The 20,340-nt window shown below is 57.9% G+C and carries 16 protein-coding genes; 13 read left to right on the top strand and 3 right to left on the bottom strand.

Annotated elements, in window-relative coordinates; genetic code table 11:
* Nucleotides 1–70 precede the first annotated feature (70 nt).
* The 7 genes from ACV8MC_RS20760 to ACV8MC_RS20730 all read left to right on the top strand — a co-directional run bounded on the left by ACV8MC_RS20760 (nucleotide 71) and on the right by ACV8MC_RS20730 (nucleotide 7,048).
* Complete coding sequence (locus ACV8MC_RS20760; RefSeq protein ID WP_024012825.1) at nucleotides 71–946, top strand: branched-chain amino acid ABC transporter permease; 876 nt, start codon at nucleotides 71–73, stop codon at nucleotides 944–946.
* A gap of 11 nt (nucleotides 947–957) precedes the next feature.
* Complete coding sequence (locus tag ACV8MC_RS20755) at nucleotides 958–2,739, top strand: branched-chain amino acid ABC transporter ATP-binding protein/permease (RefSeq protein ID WP_236168954.1); 1,782 nt, start codon at nucleotides 958–960, stop codon at nucleotides 2,737–2,739.
* Nucleotides 2,732–3,436 carry an ABC transporter ATP-binding protein gene (locus ACV8MC_RS20750; RefSeq protein WP_073474647.1) on the top strand — a complete coding sequence of 235 codons (705 nt, stop codon included), beginning with the start codon at nucleotides 2,732–2,734 and terminating at the stop codon, nucleotides 3,434–3,436. The genes ACV8MC_RS20755 and ACV8MC_RS20750 overlap by 8 nt, the downstream gene beginning before the upstream one ends.
* A 33-nt stretch (nucleotides 3,437–3,469) precedes the next feature.
* Complete coding sequence (locus tag ACV8MC_RS20745) at nucleotides 3,470–4,240, top strand: SDR family oxidoreductase (protein ID WP_056785667.1); 771 nt, start codon at nucleotides 3,470–3,472, stop codon at nucleotides 4,238–4,240.
* A 24-nt stretch (nucleotides 4,241–4,264) separates the two neighbouring features.
* Nucleotides 4,265–5,410: a glycerol dehydrogenase gene (locus tag ACV8MC_RS20740; protein ID WP_095179870.1), complete on the top strand. Its 1,146-nt coding sequence runs from the start codon at nucleotides 4,265–4,267 to the stop codon at nucleotides 5,408–5,410.
* Between the two features lie 108 nt (nucleotides 5,411–5,518).
* Entirely contained in the window at nucleotides 5,519–6,055 is a 537-nt protein-coding gene (locus tag ACV8MC_RS20735) for a 2,4'-dihydroxyacetophenone dioxygenase family protein (protein ID WP_024012829.1), read from the top strand.
* Nucleotides 6,056–6,142: 87 nt separating this feature from the next.
* The gene (locus ACV8MC_RS20730) at nucleotides 6,143–7,048 is read left to right on the top strand and encodes a LysR family transcriptional regulator (protein WP_016774575.1); all 906 of its coding nucleotides are present in this window, start codon (nucleotides 6,143–6,145) and stop codon (nucleotides 7,046–7,048) included.
* A gap of 121 nt (nucleotides 7,049–7,169) precedes the next feature.
* Here ACV8MC_RS20730 and ACV8MC_RS20725 read toward each other — a convergent pair whose 3' ends face one another.
* The 3 genes from ACV8MC_RS20725 to ACV8MC_RS20715 all read right to left on the bottom strand — a co-directional run bounded on the left by ACV8MC_RS20725 (nucleotide 7,170) and on the right by ACV8MC_RS20715 (nucleotide 11,250).
* Nucleotides 7,170–9,629 carry a fimbria/pilus outer membrane usher protein gene (locus tag ACV8MC_RS20725; protein ID WP_457263285.1) on the bottom strand — a complete coding sequence of 820 codons (2,460 nt, stop codon included), beginning with the start codon at nucleotides 9,627–9,629 and terminating at the stop codon, nucleotides 7,170–7,172.
* 197 nt (nucleotides 9,630–9,826) lie between these two features.
* Complete coding sequence (locus ACV8MC_RS20720; RefSeq protein ID WP_457263283.1) at nucleotides 9,827–10,576, bottom strand: fimbrial biogenesis chaperone; 750 nt, start codon at nucleotides 10,574–10,576, stop codon at nucleotides 9,827–9,829.
* Between the two features lie 68 nt (nucleotides 10,577–10,644).
* Nucleotides 10,645–11,250: a fimbrial protein gene (locus ACV8MC_RS20715; RefSeq protein WP_056785673.1), complete on the bottom strand. Its 606-nt coding sequence runs from the start codon at nucleotides 11,248–11,250 to the stop codon at nucleotides 10,645–10,647.
* A gap of 320 nt (nucleotides 11,251–11,570) precedes the next feature.
* On the opposite strand from ACV8MC_RS20715, the gene ACV8MC_RS20710 reads away from it, so the two are divergent.
* The 6 genes from ACV8MC_RS20710 (at nucleotide 11,571) to ACV8MC_RS20685 (ending at nucleotide 20,305) form a co-directional block, all read left to right on the top strand.
* Complete coding sequence (locus tag ACV8MC_RS20710) at nucleotides 11,571–12,791, top strand: EAL domain-containing response regulator (RefSeq protein ID WP_095179872.1); 1,221 nt, start codon at nucleotides 11,571–11,573, stop codon at nucleotides 12,789–12,791.
* Between the two features lie 173 nt (nucleotides 12,792–12,964).
* Complete coding sequence (locus ACV8MC_RS20705) at nucleotides 12,965–13,672, top strand: response regulator transcription factor (RefSeq protein ID WP_258708205.1); 708 nt, start codon at nucleotides 12,965–12,967, stop codon at nucleotides 13,670–13,672.
* 7 nt (nucleotides 13,673–13,679) lie between these two features.
* Nucleotides 13,680–17,312, top strand: a complete 3,633-nt coding sequence (locus ACV8MC_RS20700) for a transporter substrate-binding domain-containing protein (RefSeq protein ID WP_323620637.1) — start codon at nucleotides 13,680–13,682, stop codon at nucleotides 17,310–17,312.
* Between the two features lie 102 nt (nucleotides 17,313–17,414).
* The gene (locus ACV8MC_RS20695; protein WP_016774580.1) at nucleotides 17,415–17,792 is read left to right on the top strand and encodes a type 1 fimbrial protein; all 378 of its coding nucleotides are present in this window, start codon (nucleotides 17,415–17,417) and stop codon (nucleotides 17,790–17,792) included.
* Between the two features lie 308 nt (nucleotides 17,793–18,100).
* The gene (locus tag ACV8MC_RS20690) at nucleotides 18,101–18,562 is read left to right on the top strand and encodes a hypothetical protein (RefSeq protein WP_252885945.1); all 462 of its coding nucleotides are present in this window, start codon (nucleotides 18,101–18,103) and stop codon (nucleotides 18,560–18,562) included.
* Nucleotides 18,563–18,676: 114 nt separating this feature from the next.
* On the top strand, nucleotides 18,677–20,305 hold the full coding sequence (locus ACV8MC_RS20685) for a methyl-accepting chemotaxis protein (RefSeq protein WP_457263278.1): 1,629 nt from the start codon (nucleotides 18,677–18,679) through the stop codon (nucleotides 20,303–20,305).
* Nucleotides 20,306–20,340: the final 35 nt, after the last annotated feature.

The raw sequence follows: 20,340 nt of genomic DNA, 5'->3' as shown, positions 1-20,340 counted from the left end.
ACCCCGCAATCTGCTGAAGCTTGATCATTGAGCTTCACGGGTTCGTTCGCTCGCAAAGAGGGCGCCAACCGTGGAAATTTTCATCCAGCTCCTGTTAAACGGCTTATTGCTCGGTGGCACGCTGGCCATCATCAGCATCGGCCTGACTCTGATTTTCGGCATCGTGCGTGTGGTCAACTTCGCCCATGGCGAGTTTCTGATGATCGGCCTGTATGCCGTGTACTTGCTGAATTCGCACTTCGGCATCCACCCGTATATGGCGATCATTCCTGCGACGATCCTGTTGTTTGCCGCTGGTGCGGCAATGCAGCGTTTCATCATCCAGCCGTTGCTTGGCGCCGAGGGACATATCCAGATTTTCGCCACCGTCGGCGTCTCGATTGCCCTGATGAACGGCGCGTTGCTGATCTTCGGTGCCGACGTCATGACGGTGAAGAACATCAGCGTCGGTACCACGACCGTCAGCTTCGGCGCCTTTCGCGTCAGCAGCGGTCAGTTGATCACGTTTGTCGCGTCGCTCGCACTGGTCGCGGGGCTGCACTGGTTTTTGCAGAACACCTTTCTCGGCCGGGCTGTCCGCGCTACTGCACAGCATCGCAACGCGGCGCAACTGATGGGTGTCAACGTCAAGAACATCTATGTGTTTGCCTTCGGCCTGGGTTGCGCCTGCCTGGGCGTCGCCTCGGGACTGATCGCTCCGCAATATCCGGTCTTTCCAACCGTTGGCACTTTCTTCGTGCTGACGGCGTTTGTGATTGTGGTGCTGGGCGGCCTGGGTAGCCTGTCCGGCGCACTGATCGGTTCAATGCTGATCGGCATCGTCGACAGTCTCGCCGGTTACTACATCGCGCCGGACCTCAAGGAGGTCGTCTACTTCACGATTTTCCTGGGCATCCTGGTGTTTCGTCCGACAGGTCTTTTCGGCGCCGGTCGCGGGTCTGAGTGAGGAAGATGTTCATGAATATTTTGCACCCGCGTGTCTATGTCAGTGCACTGGCCCTGGCGCTGTTACTGATCATTCCATTGAGCGTTGGCTCGCCGTTCGTTTATCACCTGTTCATCCTCATATGCAGTTATGCGGCACTGGCCAGTGCCTGGAACATCGTCGGCGGGTTTGCCGGCCAGCTGTCGTTGGGGCATGCCGTGTTCTATGGGGTGGGCGCTTACACGACGACGCTGCTGATGATGAAACTGGGCATCAGTCCATGGATCGGCATGTTCGCTGGCGCAATCCTATCGTCGATTGTCGCGGTGCTGATCAGTTGGCCGTGCTTCAGATTGCGCGGGCCGTTTTTTGCCTTGGCGACCATTGCGGTGCTGGAGGTCGTGCGTCTGGTGGCGATCAATCAGCATGACGTGACCGGTGGTGCGGCAGGGCTGGGCGTACCGCTGAAGCTCGGTTTCGAGTGGATGTTGTTCCGCCCGCGCTGGCCATACCTGCTGATTGCCTTCGCCTTTCTGCTCATCACATTGGCAGTGTCGTGGAAGATCAAGAATTCCCGACTGGGTTATTACCTGATCGCCGTGCGTGAGCGTGAAGACGCCGCCCATGCGGTGGGCGTGAACTCGGTCAAGGTCAAGCTGATCGCCGTGGTGTTGTCCGCATTTATCACCAGCCTGGTCGGCAGCTTTCATGCGATGTACCTGACCTTCATCGAACCCGGCTCGATGTTTTCTCTCGAGATGTCGATTCAGATCGCCATGTTCGCGTTGATTGGTGGACTGGGCACGGTATCGGGACCGCTGATCGGCACTTTGCTGGTGCTGCCGCTGGCTGAACTGGCACGCGGCTGGCTTGGCGATCTGGGCAGCGGGGTGCACGGTCTGGTCTATGGCATCGTGCTGGTCGCGGTGGTGCTGACTATTCCGCAAGGCGTGGTGGGGCGTTTTGGGGCTCGGATATTTGCCTGGATCGACTCATTGCCCGGCGGCCGTCGTTCGATGGCAAATACAAAAGCACCGATCGGGCCGACCTTGGCGCAAGCCCACTCGGCCACGCACGGTGAGCCGGTTCTGGTCGCAGAAAACCTGCACAAGTTCTTTGGCGGACTGCACGCCACCAACGATGTTTCGCTGAGCTTGGCCGAAGGCGAAATCGTGGGTGTGATCGGTCCGAACGGCGCCGGCAAAACTACGGTGTTCAACCAGCTCTCCGGGTTTCTTCTGCCATCCAAAGGCCAGGTGAAAGTGCGCCTGCTCAATGGCGACTGGGTCACCCCGAACAGCCCGGCCGAGTTCGCCCGGGCAGGCATTGGCCGGACCTTTCAGATCGTGCAGCCATTCGCTGATTTGAGTGTCTGCGAGAACATCATGCTCGGTGCATTCATGCACACCGCCGACGCGAAGGAGGCGAGGGCGATCGCCGAGCAAGTCGCCGAGCTGACCGAACTCACCGCGCTGCTCGACACCCGGGCGCGCAACTTGACGGTCGGCGGCATGAAGCGCCTGGAAATGGCCCGCGCTCTGGCGACCCGCCCGCGCATCCTGCTGCTCGACGAGGTCATGGCCGGCCTCAACCCGACGGATGTTGCCAAGGCCATCGCAGTCATTCGCCGGGTGCGTGATTCGGGCGTCAGCGTGTTGATGATCGAGCACTTGATGCAAGCCACCATGAGCCTTTCTGACCGCATCGTCGTGATCAGTTCCGGCACGCTGCTGATGCAGGGCGCGCCTCACGATGTGATCAACGATCCTCAGGTTATCGAAGCCTACCTCGGTAAGGAGTACAGCCATGCTTAAACTCGACAACGTCCACAGCGGCTATGGCGGTACGGAGATCCTTCGTGGCGTGTCGTTCGAGGTCAATGCCGGTGAGGTGGTGACTATCGTCGGCGCCAACGGCGCCGGCAAAACCACGACCCTGCGCAGCTTGTGCGGCATCGTCACACCGTCCCAAGGCACGATCGAATTCGAAGGCCAGCGCATCGATGGCAATCGCCCCGATCAGATTGTCGACGCGGGCCTGACGCTGATACCGGAGGGGCGCCAGTTGTTTCCCTTCATCAGCGTGCGCGACAACCTCTTGATGGGCGCCTACAAACGCAGTGCACGAGCGGGCTACAGGCAGCGTCTGGACAATATTCTCGATCTGTTTCCGAGGGTGCGCGAACGCCTTGATCAGAACGCCGGGACACTGTCGGGCGGCGAACAACAAATGGTCGCCATCGCCCGGGGCCTGATGGCCGAGCCGAAATTGTTGATGTTTGATGAACCCTCGCTGGGCCTGTCGCCGCTGCTGGTGTCGCAGGTCTTCGAGATCATCAACAGGATTCTCCAGTTGGGCACCACCGTGTTGATCGTCGAGCAGAACATCGTTCATACGCTGCGCATTGCTCATCGTGGTTACGTGCTGGAGAACGGCGAAGTGGTGCTCAGCGGCACCGGCCAGGAACTGCTGGAAAACCCGCACGTCAAGCGTGCTTATCTGGGGCTCTGACCCAGTCCATTCATCTGCAAGTGAGAACAGCTCATGACTCATTCCAGACACGCTGGGCGCACCGTAATGGTCACCGGCGCCGGGGGCGGTATCGGTGCGGCGATCGCGCGGTTGTATTGCGAAGAAGGTGCAGCCGTGGCGCTGCTCGATGCTGATGCCGACAAGGTGCAACAGCAGGGCGTGGCGTTGCGTGATGCGGGTTTTGCGGTCGCGTGGGCGCAGGCTGATGTCGCGAGTTTTCAAGACTGCGCTGCTGCATGCGAGCGCGTGCAAGGTGAGCTCGGCCCCATCGATACCCTGATCAACAACGCCGGCGTTTCGCCCAAACACCACGGCGCACCCGCGCCGATCTGGACCATGGCGCCGGAGGAGTGGCTGCGGGTGGTCGATATCAACCTCAATGGCTCCTTCAACCTGGTGCGAGTGCTCGCGCCCGGCATGGTCGAGCGCCGGTTCGGGCGCATCGTCAATATGTCTTCGGTGGCGGGCAGCGCGTTCTTGCCGATTGTCGCAGCGCACTACAGTGCGACCAAAGCCGCAATCATCGGCTTTACCCGCCACCTGGCCGGCGAACTCGGGCCGTTCGGTGTCACCGCCAATGCGCTGGCACCTGGACGAATCGAAACGCCATTGCTCAAGACCGTATCGGCCCAGGCCAATCAAACCGTGGTCGACGAGACACCGCTGCGCAGGCTGGGCACACCGCTTGAGGTGGCGAGAGCGGCGTGTTTTCTCACGTCAAGCGAAAGCGACTTCATTACCGGCCAGGTGGTTGATGTCGCGGGCGGCTGGTTGATGCGCTGATGACTTCTTGCGAGGACGTTTGTCATGGTTAAAACGATGGGATTTCCCGGGCGCTACGAGCAGGGTCCGAATGCATTGCAACAATTGGGCAGAGTGCTGAACGACATGGGCCGATCACGGCCGCTGGTTCTTTGCGATGAGTTTGTCGCCCGGCATCTATGGCCGCAGGTTGGCGCCACGTTGCAGGACCAGGGATTGGAGCCATTGCACATCGAGTTTCCCGGCGAGTGCACGCGCGCTGCGATTGCGCAGTTATCCGAGCAGGCATTGCTGCACGCCCCCGACACGATCATTGCGCTGGGCGGTGGCAAGACCATCGATACGGCGAAGGGGCTGGCGGCCAATCTCGACGTGCCGATCATTGTCTGCCCCACGATCGCTTCAAGTGACGCGCCAACGAGTCGGCTGATCGTGCTTTACGACGAAGAGCACAAAGTGGTGGGCGTGGAGTTTCTGAAGATGAATCCCGCTGCGGTGATTGTCGATACAGAGGTCATCGTTCAGGCGCCGGCACGGTTCTTCGCGGCCGGGATCGGCGATGCCATCAGCAAGAAATTCGAAGCCCGACAGTGCTACGCCGCCGGCGGCCACAACTCTTTCGGTACACCGCCGCTGCACACGGCATTGATGCTCACCAACCTGGTTTTCGACACGCTGATGCAGTACGGCGTCCCGGCTTATCAGGCGGTGTGTCGTCATGAACTCACCGATGATGTCGAGCGGGTCATCGAAGGCACCGTGCTGATTAGCGGTGTCGGTTTCGAGAGCGGTGGTTTGTCACTGTCCCATGCCCTGGTTCGGGGGCTGACCGCGATACCGGCGATGGCGTCGATGCTGCATGGCGAACTGGTGGCGTTCGGCACGCTGGTGCAGATGGCGGTGGAGGCGCGACCGGCCGAAGAGATTGAACAGGTCGCGCGTCTGCTGCACGCGGTGAAGCTGCCCGTGACGTTCGCTGAACTGGGTCAGCGCACGCCGTTGACGACGGCGCAGATCAATATTCTCGTGGACGCAACCTTATCGGCGGTTTACGCCAGAAACATGCAACCGCCCTTGAACTACCAGCGCCTGGTGGAAGGATTGGCGGCGGCTGACAGCCTTGGTTCACGGCTGGTCAGAGTCTGCGCGAACCCGCCCCGACACTGTGATCCTGCGTCACAACAGGTGTGACCAAGTAGCTGTTTTCTCCCGTACAGCGACGCCATAACCTTTTCCTCAAGCGAAATCCTGGCGCAATCAAGTGCTGTGAATTCGTCAAAAAAACCGAGAGGCCTGACTATGAATACTCCTGTTAAACCTGATGAACTCGCCATTGCGTATCAGTTGCCGCAAGTTCCATTCATGACGCCCGACATGGTGCATCCGGGCGTCATGACGCAGTGGCTCGAAGACGATGCGCTGTGGGTGCCGGTAACAAAATCTGTCTCCTTCAAGCCATTGCTGCTCAACACCAGCGGCGGCTATTACATCAACCTGTTGCGGGTGCGTCAGGCCGGCGTGCTGTCGCGTCACCGCCATACCGGCGGCGTGCATGCGATCGTGCTCAAGGGGCGCTGGTACTACCTGGAGCATGACTGGGTCGCGGAGGAGGGGTCTTTTGCCTATGAGCCGCCCGGTGAAACGCATACCCTGTTCGTCCCCGAGGATGTGAGTGAAATGATCACCTGGTTCCACGTGCAGGGTGGCTACACTTACGTCGATCCGCAGGGCGTTGCCGTGGGTTACGAAGATGTCTTCACCAAGCTTGAAGCCGCCCGAGCGCATTACAAGACGCTGGGTTTGCCGGACGACTACATCGAACAGTTCATTCGCTGACCCGGACCCCAGGAAAAAGCGCGCTTCGGCGCGCTTTTTCATAAGCGTTGAGACAACATGCCTTCAAGCTTTTCGCCAGGACCGGCCATGGACAATTATTCGCAGCTGCTCGCTTTTATATGGTCTACCGAATGTGGAAGTTTTTCTGCTGCCGCGCGCGCCCATCACCTGACGCCATCAGCGGTCAGCAAACTGATCACCCGCCTGGAAGATCGCTTGCAGGTCCGGCTGTTCCAGCGCGGCTCACGCGTGCTGACGCTGACCGAGGAGGGCGCCGCTTACCTGCGCAGCGCCAAAGCCGTCGTCGAAGCCATGAACGAGGCGGACTCGCTGGCCGAGGCGTTGCCCTCCAGGGTCAGTGGCACCCTGCGCATCCACACCATGACCTCTTTCGCCAAACACCAGATCGTGCCGTGGCTACCGGAATTTCTGGATTTGTATCCCTCACTGGACGTTGAGATTCAACTCGGCGCGCAATTCGTCGATCACTTCGAGCAAGGGCTCGATATCGCCATCCACAGCGGCGTATTGCCCAGCTCATCACGCATTGCCAGACGCATCGGCGAATGTGAATGGCTGATCTGTGCCTCGCCGCAGTACCTGGCTGAACACGGCACACCAACCACACCCGCAGATTTGCTGAATCATCGTTGCTTCAATTTCAGCTTCGTCAGCCCGTGGAACAAATGGTCATTTTTGCAGGATGGAGACGGCGTCTCGGTACCGGTGACCGCCAGCGCGTCTTTTACTCAAGGCGATCTGTTGCGCGACATGGCGCTGTCAGGCGCTGGCGTGGTGAAGCTTGCGGACTTTCATATCGGGCTTGATGTAAAAGCGGGAACGCTGGTGCCGTTGCTTGAGGATTTCAAAACGGGTGTGGTTGAGCCGATCTACCTGCTTTATTCGGATCGCAAGCATTTGAGTCCACGGATACGAGTGTTCATCGAGTTTTTTCAGAACAAGTGGCGTGAGCATCCGTGGAAGGTCTCCTGACGTTCAGCTCTGGGGGCAGCGTATTGATCAACGCGATGCTCAAACTGCGCATTAAAAAGCCCTGAATCATCAGGGCTGAGTTTTGGTTGAGGGGGCGTAGAGTGACAAGCTCGCGGTCGGTCTACTTCGCGCTCGAAGAGCAGGCCAACCGGTATTGTTCATAGTTCAAGCCTTCGACCTTTTCCGGCAGCTTGTACGGCACGGGGCAGCTTTTGCCCTGCCACTTGATGGTGATGACACCGTGATCTTTGGTCACCAGCGCCAGGGCCTTGCCCGTCGGATCTGACAATGCCAGTTGTTTGCCGTCGCTATCCAACAGCACCGCGCCGAATGGAATCGGCTGGCCGTTGGCATCGTACAGTTCAAATTGGACGCGTCTGCCTTTGCTGCCTTCGAAGCGTGCAAGAACTATCGAACCTCGTCTTGGCACCAGTTGCTGGGTGGCATTGTCCAGCTCGATCTCACCGCCCAGGTTACGCGTGTCCAGCGTTACCCAGTTCACGCGGTACGGTTGCGCGTTAGGCAGAACCGCATAGCCGTTCAGGCCGGTTTTCACACCCGAATAGCTGCTGACTTCGACGCCCGACATGCCGGGCACTTCCACCAGGCCGAACGTTTCACCGACGGTCTGGCCCATATTGATGCCGCCTGCATGGGCCACCAGCGATCCGGCGGCACTCAGGTTCTGTGATTCATAACCGTTGCCTCGGTTGTAGCCAAAGCTCAGGTCGCCCATCGATGTGCGGGTACTCAGGCTCAGCGAGCCAGATCGATCGCCTTGGACACTGCGCCCGGTCTGCACGGAATAGTAGGTGTCGCTGTCCTCGGTCAGATAACCGTTGATCCCGGCTTGGGTGCTGGTACCGGTGTTCTGATGGTTACTGGAAATGTAGGCGCGCGGTGCGCGGGGTGTCGAACCGAGCGGAAACGAAATCGAGACGCTCAGTTGTGTGTCGTTGCTGGTGTCACCGCGCGCGCCGAACTCCTGGGTTTTGCTCAGGCTGATGTTGTAGTTCAGGTCGCGCCAATTGTTGTTGTAGCCGGCGGAAAAGCTCCGCGAGCCACCGCGATCCCAATAGCGCTGGTCACTGGCGTTCAGGTACAGCGAGCCGAACTGGCGTGCTTCGCCCAAAGTCTGGTTGACCGTGAGGTCGGTGCGGGTTTTGGAATTACCCAGGCGCCGGGTGGCCCCGGAGCTGGTGTCCTGGACATGGTCGGTCAGCGTGCGATAACCCTCGGTCGAATAACGATAAGCGGCGAGGGTGAAGCTGGTATCGGTGCCGGTGAAGGTCTTTGCATAGAGCGCGCGTATGCTGCTGCCTTGGGTGGTTTTGCCGAATGCCTTGCTGGACGATTGCGTCACGTCCAGGGACATTGCGCCAATCGAGGTGTTCTTCGCCGCACCGACTGAAATCGCCTTGAAACCATTGCTGGCCTGAAGGCCGGCAATGCCTGTCAGGTTGCTGGTCAAGCCGTAGGCGAACGTGCCGCTGAGGAAGGCGGGCTTGTCATAGCCCTCGCTGTTGTTGTTGAATTTGCCGCTCGACAGGCTGTATTTCAGTTGCCCCTCACGCACCATCGTCGGCAGGGCGGAGAATGCCTGTCGGGTGACCTTGCGCCGTCCATCTGCTTCAACAATGGTGATCTCCAGATCGCCGTTGGAGCCCGATGGATAGATGTCACTGATCTCGAACGGACCCGGCGGCACGTTGGTGGTGTAGAGAATGTAGTTATCCTGGCGGACCTCGATCGTGGCGTTGGTTTCAGCAACGCCACGTATGATCGGCGCATAGCCCCGCTCGCTGTCTGCGCGCATGCCCTCATCAGAGGCCACCTTGACGCCTTGATAGCGCACGCTGTCGAACAGATCCGAATCGGAAAAGATTTCCCCCGCACTCAGTTGCCCCTTGATCGCCGTGAGGTCGCGCTGGATGAAGGTGCGGTTGCTGACGAACCGATTGGGCCGGCCGGTGGAGCTGCTCAGGTTGGACTCGTTGCGCAGCCGCCAGGCGCCCAGGTTCAGGCCGTTGCGAAGCCCGAGGTTGTTGGAAATTTGCGTCGAGTAATCGGTTTTGCTGCGGGTGCTGCTCAGCTGGTAGTTGATGAAACCGGCGGCCACACCTTGGTCCCAAAGCTCTGGATCTACATAGCCGCGCATGCCACGCGCCATGGCGACCTGCGGCACACTGATATTGAGGCGCAGGCGGTTGGCATCGAAATTGAGACTGGCTTGCTCGATCATTGCAGGCAGGTCGTAGTGATCGGCAGGGTGTTGCTCGTCAACCAGACCCTGCTCACGAAGTTTGCGCATGTCCACACCCAGCTGCTGCAACAGTTCCAGAGTGATGCGTGGCTCGACTTTGCCGTTGACCGGGTTGGCCGCGAAATCGATATCGCGACGCCCGACCAGCGTGCCATTGCTGAACACGTCGACGCGGTATTGGCCTGGCAAGACGCTGTTGGCATTCAGCAACGGTTGCAGATCGACCGCCGATGAACCTTCAAGGAACAGCGTATTGAAAGATTCACTCGCCACTGCGGCCGGGGCTTCGGCGCCCACGGCGAAGCCGCAAATGGCCATGTTGATAGCAAAGCACAATGGATGCAGGCAGCCCAACGCCGCTTTGTTTTTCTGGCGCGCAACATGATGCTTAACACAACTTTCAGATGTGTGGTGTTGGGAGGGAAACATGCAATTTGCCTTATCAGTCCGTGTTGCTTCAACCGGAGTCCGGAACTTGTGAATAGCTTGTAAGTTGGCAGGGTGGGGTGGGGGATTTACTGGGCGGAGGCATCTTTCACGCGCTCGGCATGGCTTTCGGCAACGCTTAGTGGTGCATCGAATCGTTGTTGTGCGCCGTAATCGTTAATTGCTGAAAAACTCAAATGCGAAGTACCAGCTGGCAGATCTTTCAGATTGAATGAGCGAACTTCCCCTGGAACGATCATTGTCGAATCAATTACCAATTCCGCTTTTTTCCCTGCAACGACTTTCAGATCCGCCAGCGACACGTGGTAGTTGCTTTGGTTTTTTACTTTCAGCACCGACTTGCCAGCCTGAGTGCCCAATTGCCATGCAAGTTGCTCCGGTGCCTTTGCGGCATCACCGGTGAGTCCGTCCGGGCGGAAGAAGACCTTGATACGCTGACGTACCGCCAATTGCAGCGTGTTGACATCGGCAGCACTGGCCTGGGGGATTTCCTGCACGTTCAGCCATACCACCGACTCCTTGTCCGCAGGCATGCCGCGGCCTTCATAAAGAATCCTCAGTAATTGCTGTTGATTGGGCTCAAGTTTGGCCAGTGGTGGAGTAACTGCGAAAGGCGGTGCGCTGCCAGCCGTGTCGCCGGCATCCAGCCACGATTGCGCCAGAATGGTTTGTCCGCCGTTGCGCACGGTGACATTCGCCTCTTTGTGCGCGCCATCGAAGATAATCCGGGTGGAGCTCAAGGAGATGCTGGCGAATGCCGAGTGCGTCATCAACACCCCGGCAAGCCCCAGGCAAAGCGGAAAGTAGCGACTTAACATAGATTTCACCGATTAATCTGTTCGGGAAGGACGAGGCACAGCGGCCCCGTCCAGGTATTGCGGGCTGCTTATTCGTATTCGAGAACGAACGGCAGAGTGGCGTTACCGGTACCGGCAGTAGCGGTGGTCTTGTCGCCGGTGGTGACGTAAGCGGCTGCGAACGACAGGGTGCCGTCACCACCTGTGGTTGCGTCGCCAGTCAGGTTGGTCTGCACTTTGGCAGTGGCTTCGGAGCTCAGGTCGATCAACTGGCCATTGCTGTCCAGCAGTGCGATACCAACGCCCTTGGCCGCGTCTGCACCCTGCAGCTTGAGAACTTTCTTGCCATCAACCAGGCCCGAACCGCCGTTTACGGTTGGTTTGAACAGCATCGAAACCTTGGTGCCAGCGTTGCAGTTCACTTTCAGGTTGAAATCGTTGGCGGCCACACGACCGGCGCCCGGAGCAGAGTCGGTGCCCATGTCTTTGATCGACACGCTGCCCATGTCCACGGCAATCATCTTGTCGTTACCCGAAGCGCCGTCTACCGAGCAGGCGTCGTTGTTGATAACGCCGGTGAAGCTGATTTGACCGCTGCCGCCCTTGACAGCTTTAGCGGCTTCTTCTTCAGCCACTGCACCAGTGGAGGCAGCCAGTACGGAAAGAGTGAGTACTGCGAAAGCGAACTTTTTCATGTTTATATCCGAAGTTATTGTGAAGTGCTGCATTGAAATGCCAGGCCATATTAGGTGTGCGGTGGTGGCGGGTCTTTGGGATTTGTCTTAAAGCGATAAAGGTGCGAGCCAGTCAGTAATATGGCAGTGGCGTATTCATATTTGCGGTAATGGTGCAGCGAACCAAATGAGACAATTCTCAAAGTCGTGCGGTCTTTGTCTGGCTAGTATTCGCGGATGCAGAAATTCTCAGTCAACGCAAAGTTTGTGAGCGGGCGTCCTGCTTGAAAGATTATTCAGACTTTCGCTATTAACGACTGATAGAAAGAGGTTCCAGGTTTGTGAACACGCTTCGTATATTGGTCTTGGAAGATCACGCCTTTCAGCGCACGGCGGCAGTCAGTGCGCTTAATAGTCTGGGGTACAAAAATATCTTTCAGGCGGCTGACGGCAAGGATGCGCTGGCTGTGATATCCCAGGCTGGAGGCGTGGACGTTGCATTGTGTGACTTGAGCATGGCCGGGATGGATGGTTTGACGTTCTTGCGCCTGGCGAGAGAGGCCGGTTTGATTCGTGCAGTGATCATCTGCAGTTCACTGCCTGAAGACTTGTTGCGCACGGTTGATCGAATCGTCACGTTGCAGGGGCTTGAGTTGCTTGGCAGTGTCGGAAAACCGTTGATGGTCGATGTGCTGGCGCCGTTGTTGGCTCGCTACCGGCCGCACAATCAGATCGATGCCAAAGTGGCAGAAAGTCAGCTTGATCAGCCCACAGAGGGTGAGGTACTCGAAGCCATTCGTCGGCAGGAGTTTCGCGCCTACTTCCAGCCCAAATTTCATCTGCGCAGCGGTGAAGTGGATGGCGCCGAGGTGCTGGTGCGATGGCAGAGCCCCAGTCGTGGATTGCTTTCGCCGGGCATGTTCTTGCCGACGATCGAGCGCTGCGGGCTGCTCGATGAGATGTTTTTCAGCCTGCTCACGCAAGGCTTGAGTCTGCAGCGCTTCGTCCAGTCTCACGGCAAGCCGTTCAAGCTGGCGTTCAATCTCGACGTGACGCAGATGGCCAATCCGAATCTTGTCGACCGGATCAAGGCGCTGTTGCGCATCCATGGCGCCTCGCCGGCTGGGCTCATTTTCGAGCTCACGGAAACCGGCCTGCTGCAGATGCCCGAGATCAGCATGGAAAACATGGTGCGTCTGCGCATGCTCGGCTTCAGTCTGGCAATCGATGATTTCGGTGTCGGCTATTCTTCACTTGAGCGGCTGTGCCAGATGCCGTTCAACGAAATCAAACTCGACGCCGGCTTCGTGCAGAATTTCCATCAGGCGCGCTACAGCGCGGTCATCCACGGGGCGTTGGCCCTGGCCCGGGAATTGGACATGCGCGTGGTGGCAGAAGGTATTGAAACCGCAGATCAGGTTCAGCATCTGGCGCGGCTTGGTTGTCAGTGGGGGCAGGGCTTCTTCTATGCTCGCCCGATGAATTGGGCGCATTTGGTCGACTGGCGTTTCGAAGGCCAGAAGTCGTCCTGGCGCCGCGCAATAGGCACATCCGATCGTTGATGCAAGCGGCATTCTGACTTTTGGGACAAAGCCCTATTTCGTCACGCCTTCAAAACACTCATCATGTGCCGAGAAATCAATCAGATGCACCTGAATGCTTCGGTAATGCCCGGGATTTGCTGCGGTTGCCAAGTGCTGATGGTCCTCCAACACTCTTCATCATGGAGCTGTTCATGCATTGGTCAGTCGTGAATCCGTTACGCGTTGCCATCCTTGATGATCACTCGCTCATACGTCTGGCGATGAAGTCGCGGCTGACGCGCGAAGCCGAGTTCAGTGTCGTAGGTGTGTATGGCAGCAGCGCGCAGTTGCTCGCCGGATTGCGCGAAATCGACATCGACCTGCTGATACTCGATTACAAACTGCACGATGGGGAGCTGGACGGGCTTAATCTGATCCGCCTGCTGCGCAAGCAATATCCGGGCATGCGCATCCTTGTCTCATCTTCCGAAGAGCGCCCGGCGGTAGTGAATATGGCGATCGGGGCGGGCGTCAGCGGATTCTTCGGCAAGTCGCAGTCGGTCGATGACCTGATCACCGCCATCCGCAGTGCTGCGTCCGGCCAGTTGTATCTGTCGCCGGAAATGGCCTTCGAACTCGATGTGCTGCCTGCGTCGGTCGACGAACCTGCTGGTGCCAATGATGATGGCGCGGCGCACGGCGACGACTTCCTCAGTAATCCTCTGCTGTCACCGAAAGAAAAAGAAGTATTGCGCTGCTGCCTCGAGGGGATGGGAGTGACGCAGATCGCTTTGAAGTTCTCGCGCAGTCGCAAAACCATCAGCGGGCAAAAACAGGCCGCTTTCAAAAAGCTTGGCATTCGTGGTGATGCGGAGCTGTTCAAGTTGCAGCACAGCCTGACGGCGGACAACCAGGGATAACTCGCTTATGTTTCATCTGTTGCGCGGTGTTTTGCTAGTCAGTGTGCTTGTCATGTTCGGTAGCGGGTCGTTGTGGGCAGCAGAGCCGCGCACTCTGCAGGTGTTCGGTCGGTCTGACTGCAAGGAACTGCAGGTCGATCTGGCCAATGACGACTGGAGTTGGCTGCGGCAGAAGCGCAGTCTGGTGCTGGGCTCGGCGCTTCCGGATTTCCCGCCTTATGTCATGACCGCCAGCGGTACGCGGTACGAGGGAATAGCCGCCGACATCGCCTGCATTATCGGTCAGGCCTTGCATGTCGAAGTTACCGTCAAGGCTTATCCCGACCGTCGCGACGCCATGGCGGCGCTCGAGCGTGGCGACATCGACATGCTGGGCAGCTCCAACAGTTTCGAGTTGATCGACGGCCTCGTCACGCTCAGTAAGCCTTATGTCGAAGACGTGCCGGCGATGTTCATGCGCGGCGATGATCGACGACCGATGCCGGCCAATCTGGCCGGTTTGCGTATTGCGGTTGCCGACGATTACCTGCCTTCCAGTCAATTACACGCGTTATACCCCAACGCCGAATTCGTGCTTTTTCCATCGAACGAGTTGGCACTGGCTGCGCTGGCTTTTGGCAAGGTCGACCTGTTTCTCGGCGATACGGTGTCGAGCAATTACCTGATCAACCTCAACTACTTCAACTATGTGCGGCTGCACTCTTTCGTCAAAACCCAAACCAGCGGTTTCAGCTTTGCCTTGCGCCGGGGCAACGACCAATTGCTGCGTCTGATCGATTCGACCCTCGAGTCGCTGGGTGATGCGAAGATTGCCGAAATTACCAAGCGCTGGTCGGGCGGCGGCGGGGCGCTGACGCCCAAACGCATTGACCTGACACCCGGCGAAGCACGTTGGCTTGAGCTGCATCCGGTCGCGCGGTTCGTGATCAATGACGATCAGGCACCGTTTGCATTCTTTGATGGTGACGGCAACTTTGGCGGGATCGGCGCTGATCTGCTCGAGCTCATCCAGCGGCGTACCGGCTTGCAGATCAATGTCGAGCGCACCGACAGCTTTTCCAGTCTGAGCACGCGTCTGCTGGATGGCAGCGCGGATATTTCTCTGCTGACACCAACGGTCTCGCGGGAAGTCGGCATGCGTTTCACTCATCCGTTCCTTGCCAGCCCCTTTGTGATCGTCACCACCAAGGACGCAGGCGCGCCTTCAAGCCTGCAGGAGCTGCGCGGCAAGCGCGTCGCAGTGCCCGAAAGTTCGGCTGAGCGTGAGCTGCTCAAGGACTACCCCGACATCGAGATCGTTGATAACGAAACAGTTCTGGGCGCCTTGGCTGACGTGAAGGACGGTCGAGCGGACGCGATGATTACCACGTTGCACAGTGCGCGCTACTACATCGCCCACATCTACAGCGACAGCTTGCGTATCTCCAACATCGTCGGCATGAACAAAGGCTTCCTCGCTTTCGCCGCGCGGCGTGCCGATACCGAACTGGTCAGCATTCTGAACAAGGCGCTGCTGAGCATTCCGCCGGATGAGCTGGACGTAATCCTCAACAGGTGGCGTCCCATTGCAGCGTTTTCGGGGTTGTCGTGGCGCGATTACAAGGCGCTGATCTACCAGATCAGCGCTGGCGCGTTCCTGATTATCCTGGGATCGCTGGCGTGGAATTTCTACATCCGTCGGCAGATTCGCGAACGCAGTCGTGCAGAGCGCTTGCTCGGCGATCAGCTGAAGTTCATGGGGGCGCTGATCAACGGCACGCCGCATCCCATTTACGTACGTGACCGGGAAGGTCGGCTGGTGACCTGCAATAATAATTATCTGCAAACATTTGGCCTGTCAGAAAAGGATGTGATCGGCAAGACCGTGCTCGAAAGCGGCAAGCGCAATCGCCAGGAAGCGTTGCAGTTTCACGATGACTACCTGCGCGTCATCGAGCAGGACGAACCTTACGAGGTGGATCGCACGCTGCATGTCGGTGATACGCGGCTGATCATTTATCACTGGATCCAGCCCTATCACGATACGGCGGGTGAAGTCAGAGGCGTGATCTGCGGCTGGATCGATATCAGCGAACGCCGTGAACTGATCGAGGAGTTGCGTTCGGCGAAAGAGCTGGCTGACGAGTCGAGCCGCGCCAAAACAACGTTCCTGGCGACCATGAGCCACGAAATCCGTACGCCGATGAGCGCCGTGATCGGCATGCTCGAACTTACCCTCAAGCGTGCCGAGCAAGGTCACTTCGATCGGCCGGCGATTGAAGTGGCATACGACTCGGCAAAAGGTCTGCTGGAACTGATCGGCGATATCCTCGATGTGGTACGCATCGAATCGGGCCATGTCAGCCTTTCGCCGAAACGTGCCAACCTGCGCGAATTGGTCGAATCCGTGGCGCGGGTGTTCGACGGCTTGGCCAGGCAGAAGAGTCTGGTGCTTAAGCTCGACATCGACGCCACTGTCGGCTGTGACGTATTGGTTGATCCGATGCGCTTCCAGCAGGTGCTCTCGAACCTGGTGGGCAACGCGATCAAGTTTACCGACACCGGCCATGTCAGCGTCTCGATTCGCGGCCAACGTCTCGCTGACGAACGCTTACAGGTCGACCTCAAGGTCGAGGACACCGGCATCGGCATTTCCAGCGCCGATCTGCAGAATCTGTTCCAGCCGTTTTCCCAAGCCAATCATGGTCCCTCCAGCAGAGGCGGCACCGGTTTGGGACTGGCGATCTCCCGTTCATTGTGCGAATTGATGGGCGGGCGGCTGAACATTACCAGTACGCTTGGCAAAGGCACCTGCCTGGAAGTGTCGCTGTTCTTCAATATTCTCAGCCCGCTTGGCGGCAAAGTGCTGCCTGTTTCGGTTGTTCAGGACAAACCGGTACCGACACTCAGGATTCTCGTAGTCGATGACCAGAGCGCCAACCGCCTGCTGTTGACGCAGCAGCTGAGTTTCCTTGGCCAGGCGGTGCGTGATGCCGCCGACGGTGCCCAGGCATTGGCGCTGTGGCGCTCGGAGCCGTTCGACATTGTGATCACGGACTGCAACATGCCGGTCATGAACGGCTATGAGCTGGCCCGCACCATTCGCCAGGACGAACGCGAAAGTGGTGGATCGCCGTGCATCGTACTGGGCTTCACGGCCAACGCGCAGCCGGAAGAAAAAGTGAAATGCCGGGAGGCCGGGATGGATGATTGTCTGTTCAAACCGATCAGTCTCGGCACCTTGTCGATCATGCTTGCAGGCTGGGAAAAAAATGTTGAAACCCAGCCATTTGAAAGCCCGCCTGCGGCGACTATCAAGGAGCTGGGTTCGATTCGCGAGCGTCTTGACGAGCTCACCGGAGGCGATCTCGACATGATGAAAGAACTTCTGCGCGAGGCGCTGTCGAGTTGCGAAAAGGATCTGGAGGAGTTGCATTCGCTAATACCCGAAAGCGATCCCGGGCTGTTGGCTGACCTGGCGCACCGCATCAAGGGGGCGGCGCGCATTGTTGCCGAGCATCAGGTCATTGAGGCGTGTAACGAGCTTGAAGCCGAGTGCGAGGCGCCTGTTATCGATCCGCTGGACCTCAATCGCAGTGCATTGAAGCTGGAGCATGCACAGGCTGATCTGATCAAGAAAATCAAACGGATCGAGCTGTAAACGTATCGGCTCATGACCATCCGACTGGCCTTGCATTGAAGCTGACGTTAAAGATCATTTTGCAGCGGGCGATACCTTGGTTAATAACCATGGAGTTTCGCGATGATCATTCGACGTCCTTTATTGATTGCCTGCCTTTGCCTGCTCGGTTTTGACACCGTCAGCGCAGCCCAGTCTGCGCCGGTCAGCGGAGTGATTCGCTTCAGCGGTCGAATTGTCGAGGCAAGTTGCATTGCCAGTGGCGCCAGCCATTCTTCTGTCGAGTTGCTTGATTGCCCCCAGGCAAGCACCGGGCAGATTTTTACCGTGAACAACGTCAGTGCGGCAGGGCGAGGTGAGTCGCGCCAGCAGGTGTTTGTGAAGGTGATTGCCGATACTCATGAGCAGGACGATTATTACGACCAGCGCTTGCTGCTCACGGACAACAAGGGTCACCAGATAACGAGCGGTAATTACGTAGTGACGATGACGCTGCCTTGATGGCTTGGAAAGAATGAGTCTGCGCCCCTTGTTTCAAGGTTACTGACAAAAAGGGGCGTTAATAATGAGAATTGTCTGGTTCGCACAGAACCGTCCCGCGCTTCTGGCTTGTCGCCACTCCCCTGCGTTGCAAAATCCCTCCTTCAACACTTTCTGAGCCAGACCATGCGCCGATCGCGTGGGCTGTCGTCAAGGTGTGGCTTTTTATCATCTATCCCTGCGTTCATTTTTGAGACAAGTCTCATATCAGACAGGTTGGCCCTTGGTTATTTTCTTGAAAGGAAGAATGGAGCTGCCAAAGGTGCCCGATGTTTCTTGAAAATAACCGCAGTCGATCCTTGCGGATCCTGATCGCCGATAGCGATGTGCGCAGAGGTCTGTCAATCGAACAGCAGTTCAACAAGCTGGGCTGTCTCAGCGTCTTGAACGTTTGCACTTATCGTGACCTGAAAATACTGACGTATTACTGCCCTCAACGGTTGAGCCTGGTCGTCGTCAATGCTGAGCTGCTCAGCGAGATGGCGATGGATCCGCTCGACTTTTTCGGGGAAAACCCGCTGATTCGTCATTTGCTGATTTTCAATCCCAACGATGATCACCAGTGGTCGAAGACCTTCTTCAACCCGCATCCGCAACGCTGGATGCGCCTGGTCTCGAAAATCAATCTGCCGCGACTGGCAGATTTTCTGATGCTGGCCGACCCGGCGCTCAAGGAAATTGCGGAGCCGGCCTCGACCAACTCCACACTCTCTCCGTGCGCCAACCGCTAGCTACCGCACCTTCCCGCGTTGATCCAGGTATGCGCCGAGGCGCTATACCGCAGCGCCGCTCTGCTGCCCACTCGTTTACCCCATTGTCTTGAATACACTCTAAGGTAAGGCATCATGCTGCTTCGTAAACTCAATCTCGCGCCGCGTTCGGCGCTGTGTTTCGGCTTGTTCTGTCTCATGATTATCGCGATCGGATTGATCGCCCTGCAGCAAGTCGACTTGCTCAACAAGGCAGAAACGTACGTCGAGACGACGATCGTGCCGAGTATCAAGCTGCTCGGCCAACTCGATCGAGAGTTCGTCGAAATCAAGGGCAACAACGCTCGTTTGCGCAATCCCATTGAAACGAGTGAGCGCAAAGCGCAGGCCCTGATTGACATCCAGCAGTCGCGTCAGATGATCAAAAATCATCAGCGTGCGCTCATTGACCTGCTGGCGACTGACGCCGGGCGCGAGGCGTTCGAGGAGTTTGCCAAAGCACAGAAGGTCAACGATCAGGCGCAGGACCAATACCTTGAAACAGTGGCGAACGGGCAGCTTGAAGCGGCCATTGCGCTGTCCAGGAATCAGATGCGTGCGGCGTCGGATGGCGTACAGGTCGCGCTCAAAAAGTTGATTGCTCTCAACGAGATAGAAGCTTATGAGGCGGGCAAGCAGGCCGACAATGTCTATGAGCACACGCTGTTGATCGTCAGTGTGTTCATTCTCATCGCGATCGGTGCTTCGTTGGCCCTGGCCGTGTTGTATACCCGCAGTCTGACCGTGCCGATTGCAGGCTCGCTGAGGGTAGCGGAATGCATCGCCGCCAATGATCTGAGCGAAACCATTGCGCTGGATGGCTCTGATGAGGCGGCGCAAATGCTGTCGTCATTGGCGGCGATGCAAACCAGCCTGCGAGATGCCCTGATCATGATCCGTGATTCGTCCACGCAGTTGGCCGAGACCTCGGAGGTCATGCACGGCGTCACTGAAGATATCTCGCGTATCACTCAACGTCAGAGCCATGAAATCGAAATGGCCGCCACCGCCGTCACTGAAATGAGTGCAGCGGTGGAGCAGGTTGCAGACAACGCCGCATCGACCTCGCAGCTGACGTCGGAATCAAGTGCGGCAGCCGTCGCCGGTCGAAGCCAGGTTAGCGACACGGTAGCCGCAATCAATCTGATGGTGTCCAGCGTGCACAGCACCTCGGCTGAGGTGCAGGCGCTATCGACCATGGCGAGCGATATCAGCAGCGTGCTGGACGTTATCCGAGAGGTTGCCGACCAAACCAATCTGCTTGCCTTGAACGCAGCGATCGAAGCAGCGCGGGCGGGGGAGGCGGGTCGCGGTTTTGCCGTGGTTGCCGATGAGGTGAGAGGGCTGGCGCAGCGTACTCAGAAGTCGACCGAGGACATCGAGTCCATGGTCAGCTCCATTCAGTCGGGCACCAGCCGCGCAGTTTCCTCCATGAGCCACACCCGCGCTCAGGCCGAGAGAACGCTCGAAATGGCCAATATCGCCGGCGAAGTGCTGACCGACATCACTGGCTCGCTGAATCTCATCAACGAGCGAAACCTGCTGATGGCAACCGCTGCAGAAGAGCAGGCTCAGGTTGCGCGTGAAGTGGATCGCAGCCTGATCAGCATTCGCGACCTTTCGTGTGAAACCGCAGAGGGATCGAAACAGACCGCAGTCGCATCGGCGGAGCTGTCGCAATTGGCGGCGTCGCTGAACAAATTGACCAAGGAATTCAAACTTTAATCAGTAAACGTAAAGCCCTGGCTACCAGGGCTTTT

This window comes from Pseudomonas sp. PK-RTE-24, assembly GCF_054052265.1.
This window is presented reverse-complemented; position numbering and strand designations above follow the sequence as displayed.